General features: G+C 73.8%; 5 protein-coding genes. All 5 read right to left on the bottom strand.

The annotated features are described in order from the left end of the window. Positions 1-108 precede the first annotated feature (108 nt). The 5 genes from metK to mihF all read right to left on the bottom strand — a co-directional run bounded on the left by metK (position 109) and on the right by mihF (position 4,058). Positions 109-1,326 carry a methionine adenosyltransferase gene (gene metK / locus ACFWEK_RS19515; protein ID WP_430555114.1) on the bottom strand — a complete coding sequence of 406 codons (1,218 nt, stop codon included), beginning with the start codon at positions 1,324-1,326 and terminating at the stop codon, positions 109-111. A gap of 76 nt (positions 1,327-1,402) precedes the next feature. Continuing rightward, complete coding sequence (coaBC, locus tag ACFWEK_RS19510) at positions 1,403-2,650, bottom strand: bifunctional phosphopantothenoylcysteine decarboxylase/phosphopantothenate--cysteine ligase CoaBC (RefSeq protein WP_430555113.1); 1,248 nt, start codon at positions 2,648-2,650, stop codon at positions 1,403-1,405. A 55-nt stretch (positions 2,651-2,705) separates the two neighbouring features. Then, a complete protein-coding gene (gene rpoZ / locus ACFWEK_RS19505) occupies positions 2,706-3,023 on the bottom strand; it encodes a DNA-directed RNA polymerase subunit omega (RefSeq protein WP_430545481.1) in 318 nt (105 codons plus the stop codon). 116 nt (positions 3,024-3,139) lie between these two features. Then, positions 3,140-3,805, bottom strand: a complete 666-nt coding sequence (gene gmk / locus ACFWEK_RS19500; RefSeq protein ID WP_430555112.1) for a guanylate kinase — start codon at positions 3,803-3,805, stop codon at positions 3,140-3,142. Then, positions 3,798-4,058, bottom strand: a complete 261-nt coding sequence (gene mihF / locus ACFWEK_RS19495) for an integration host factor, actinobacterial type (RefSeq protein ID WP_430555111.1) — start codon at positions 4,056-4,058, stop codon at positions 3,798-3,800. The genes gmk and mihF overlap by 8 nt, the downstream gene beginning before the upstream one ends. Positions 4,059-4,103: the final 45 nt, after the last annotated feature.

The following is a 4,103-nucleotide window of genomic DNA, read 5'->3' as shown; positions in this document are numbered from 1 at the left end:
GACGTATCCCTCCCGAAGTGGAGGGCGCCCAGGCGCCCGTGAACGCGTCCGCGCGCAGGAACCTTGCCACCACGCGGCCGCCGCCGAAGTGACGGCACCCACGAGCGATCAGATCGCAGCCCGCAGCGCGTCGACGCGGTCCGTGCGCTCCCAGGTGAACCCGGGCAGGTCGCGGCCGAAGTGTCCGTAGGCGGCCGTCTGGGCGTACACGGGGCGCAGCAGGTCCAGGTCGCGGATGATCGCCGCCGGGCGCAGGTCGAAGACGCTCTCGATGGCGGCGGCGATCCGCTCGGTGGGCACCGTCTCCGTGCCGAACGTCTCGACGTACAGCCCCACCGGGTGCGCCTTGCCGATCGCGTACGCGACCTGCACCTCGCACCGGCGCGCCAGCCCGGCCGCGACGACGTTCTTCGCGACCCAGCGCATCGCGTACGCGGCGGACCGGTCGACCTTCGACGGGTCCTTGCCGGAGAAGGCGCCGCCCCCGTGCCGCGCCATGCCGCCGTAGGTGTCGACGATGATCTTGCGCCCGGTGAGGCCGGCGTCGCCCTGCGGCCCGCCCACGACGAACTTGCCGGTGGGGTTGACGATGAGGCGCGCGTCCGTCGTCCCGACGCCGGTCTCCTGGGCCACCTGGGCCAGCACCGGCGCGATGACGACGTCCGCGACCTCGCGCTGCAGCTTCTCCTGCACGATGTCGGCGTCGTGCTGCGTGGACAGCACGACGGTGTCGATGCGCACCGGTCGGTCGCCGTCGTACGCGACCGTCACCTGGGTCTTGCCGTCGGGGCGCAGCCCGGGCAGCTCGCCCGAGCGCCGTACGGCCGACAGCCGCTCCGCGAGCCGGTGCGACGTCCAGATGGGCAGCGGCATCAGGGACGGCGTCTCGTCGGTGGCGTACCCGAACATCAGGCCCTGGTCGCCCGCGCCCTGCGCGTCGAGCGGGTCGCGGTCGAGGCCCGGGCCGGAGGCGTCGTCGCGCTCCTCGAGGCTCTTGTCGACGCCCTGCGCGATGTCGGGCGACTGCTGCCCGATCGACACGGAGACGCCGCAGGAGTCGCCGTCGAACCCGATCGCGGAGGACGTGTACCCGATGCGGCGGACCACCTCGCGGACGATCTGCGGGATCTCGACGTACGCGTCGGTCGTGACCTCGCCCGCCACGTGCACGAGGCCCGTGGTCACCATCGTCTCCACCGCCACGCGCGAGCGCGGGTCCTGCGCGAGCAGCGCGTCGAGGATCGCGTCGGAGATCTGGTCGCAGACCTTGTCCGGGTGGCCCTCGGTCACGGACTCTGACGTGAAGAGGCGCAGCGCATCGGTCATGGCGGACAGCCTACGGGGAACAGTCCGCCCCGTCGGGCCCTCGAGACGGGAAATGTCTCACATGCTGGGGTGAATCTCAGATGCCGGGCAGCGTCTTCGTCACGGCGTCCCAGATGGCGTCCGCGACCTCGCGCTTCGACCCTGCGGCCTCGGTCACGACCTCGCCGCGGCCGTCGAGCACCGTGACGGCGTTGGTGGGGGCGCCGAAGCCGCGCCCGCCGCCCACGGCGTTCACCGCGAGGAGGTCCGCGCCCTTGCGCAGCGCCTTGCGGCGCCCGTGCTCGAGCACGGAGCCCGCCGCGTCGCCGGTCTCGGCCGCGAAGCCCACGACGAGCTGGCCGGGGCGCAGCCGGTCGTGCGCGAGCTCGGCGAGCACGTCCGGGTTCTCGACGAGCGTGATGGGTGCCGGGCCCTCGCCCGGCACCTTCTTGATCTTGGCGTCCGGCACGTCGGCCGGGCGGAAGTCGGCCACCGCCGCCGCCATCACGACGACGTCGGCGCCCGACGCGCCCGCACGCACGGCGTCGCGCAGCTCGGCCGTGGTCTCCACGGGCACGACGACGACGCCGGCCCCGCGCGCGGCCTCGCACACGGCGTCGTCCAGGTTGGCGGCCACGAGCGTGACCGCGGCGCCGCGGGCACGGGCGGCCTCGGCCAGCGCGGCGCCCTGGCGCCCGCTGGACCGGTTGCCGATGAAGCGCACCGGGTCGATCGGCTCGCGGGTGCCCCCCGCCGAGACGACCACGGTGCGACCGGACAGGTCGCCGGGAGGCCCGTCCCCGGTCGTCGGGGAGCCGGCGGACGCCGCGGCCGCGAGGGCTGCACGCGCGATCTCCTCCGGCTCGGGCAGGCGCCCCGGGCCGGTGTCCGCGCCGGTGAGGCGGCCGCTCTCCGGCTCGATCACCGTGACGCCCCGCTCGCGCAGCGTCGCCACGTTGGCGCGGGTGGCGGGGTGCTCCCACATCTCGGTGTGCATGGCGGGGGCCATCACGACCGGGCAGCGGGCGGTGAGGAGGGTCGAGGTGAGGAGGTCGTCGGCCCGGCCGGTCGCCGCCCGGGCGAGCAGGTCCGCCGTCGCGGGCGCCACGACGACGAGGTCGGCGCCCTGTCCGAGCGCCACGTGGGGGACGTGCGCGACGTCCTCGAAGACCTCGTCCGTGACCGGCTCGCCGGACAGCGCCTCGAACGTCGGCGCGCCCACGAAACGCAGGGCGGACGCGGTCGGGATCACCCGGACCGCGTGGCCGTCCTCGCGCAGGAGCCGCAGCAGCAGCACGGCCTTGTACGCGGCGATGCCGCCGCTGACGCCGAGCAGGATCCTCATCGCGCGCTACCTCGTCGCCGCAGGGTGGCGCCGGTCGCCGACCGGCGCCGTGCCGTCAGAAGGTGATCTCGTCGCCGGGCTCGGCGACCGGCTCCGCGGCGGCCTCGGGCTTCTCCTCGACCGGGGTCGAGGTGAGCAGGCCCTCGTTGATCTCGCGCATGGCGATGGAGAGCGGCTTCTCCTGGTTGCGGGTCTCGACCAGCGGGCCCACGTTCTCGAGCAGGCCCTCGTTGAGCTGCGAGTAGTAGGCGTTGATCTGGCGGGCGCGCTGGGACGCGTACAGCACGAGGCCGTACTTCGAGTCGGTGCGCTCGAGCAGCTCGTCGATGGGCGGGTCGGTGATGCCGATGGGCTGGGCCACGGTTCCGGCCATGGGTCACACTCCAGACAAAGTTCGGTGACGGGTTCGCTGACAGCTGCGGTGACGCGATGTCAGGGGGTCAGCGGTCCATCCTACCTGCGGTCGGGCGCGGACCCCCAGCCGGTGCCCTACAGGGCGACCCGGGGTGCGGCGGACGTCACACCCATCACCCGCGCGAGCCGGTCCGTGGCGTGGGTGACGTCGTCGTTGACGATCGTCACGTCGAACTCGGCCTCGGCGGCGAGCTCGGTCCGCGCCGTGGTCAGGCGTCGCTCACGTTCCTCCGCGTCCTCCGTGCCGCGCCCGACCAGGCGCCGCACGAGCTCGGCGAAGCTCGGCGGGGCGAGGAAGACGAACTGCGCGGCGAGCCCTCTCGCCGTGACCGCCTCGCGCACCTGGCGCGCCCCCTGCAGGTCGATCTCCAGCAGGGTGGGCACGCCGGCGGCGAGATGCTCCTCGACCGGCCCCCGGGGGGTGCCGTACCGGTGCCGGCCGTGCACCACCGCCCACTCGAGCATCTCCCCCTCGGCGACCATCCGGTCGAACTCCTCGGGCGAGACGAACAGGTAGTGCACGCCGTGCACCTCGCCGGGGCGCGGCGGCCGGGTCGTCGCCGACACCGACAGCCACACCTGCGGGTAGCGGGCGCGCACGTCGGCCGAGACCGTGCCCTTGCCGACGGCCGTCGGCCCGGCCAGCACGGTCAGGCGCGCCGACGGCGCTCCCGCGTCCGCCGTGACAGGGGCCTGCTGCGGTGCCGGACTGCCGGCGGGTGGTGCGGAAATGTCAGCCAAACCTCTCGATGAGCGCCGAAGCCTGGTGCGGCCCGAGGCCGCGGACCCGGCGGGTCTCGGCGATCCCGATCTCCTCCATGATCGCCCGGGCCTTCACCTTACCGACCCCGGGGAGCGACTCGAGCAGCGAGACGACCTTGAGCTTGCCCACGACGTCGTCCTTCTGCCCCTTCTCGATCACGTCCTTGAGGGAGCCCTGGGAGTACTTCAACCGGTTCTTGATCTCCGCGCGGACGCGCCCGCTGGGCGCCACGGGCGCGATGATCCTCGGCACGCTGCTCGACGAGCTGGAGCGCCG

The sequence above is a fragment of the Isoptericola sp. NPDC060257 genome (assembly GCF_042726645.1).
GTDB classification, from domain to species: domain Bacteria; phylum Actinomycetota; class Actinomycetes; order Actinomycetales; family Cellulomonadaceae; genus Isoptericola; species Isoptericola nanjingensis.
This window is presented reverse-complemented; position numbering and strand designations above follow the sequence as displayed.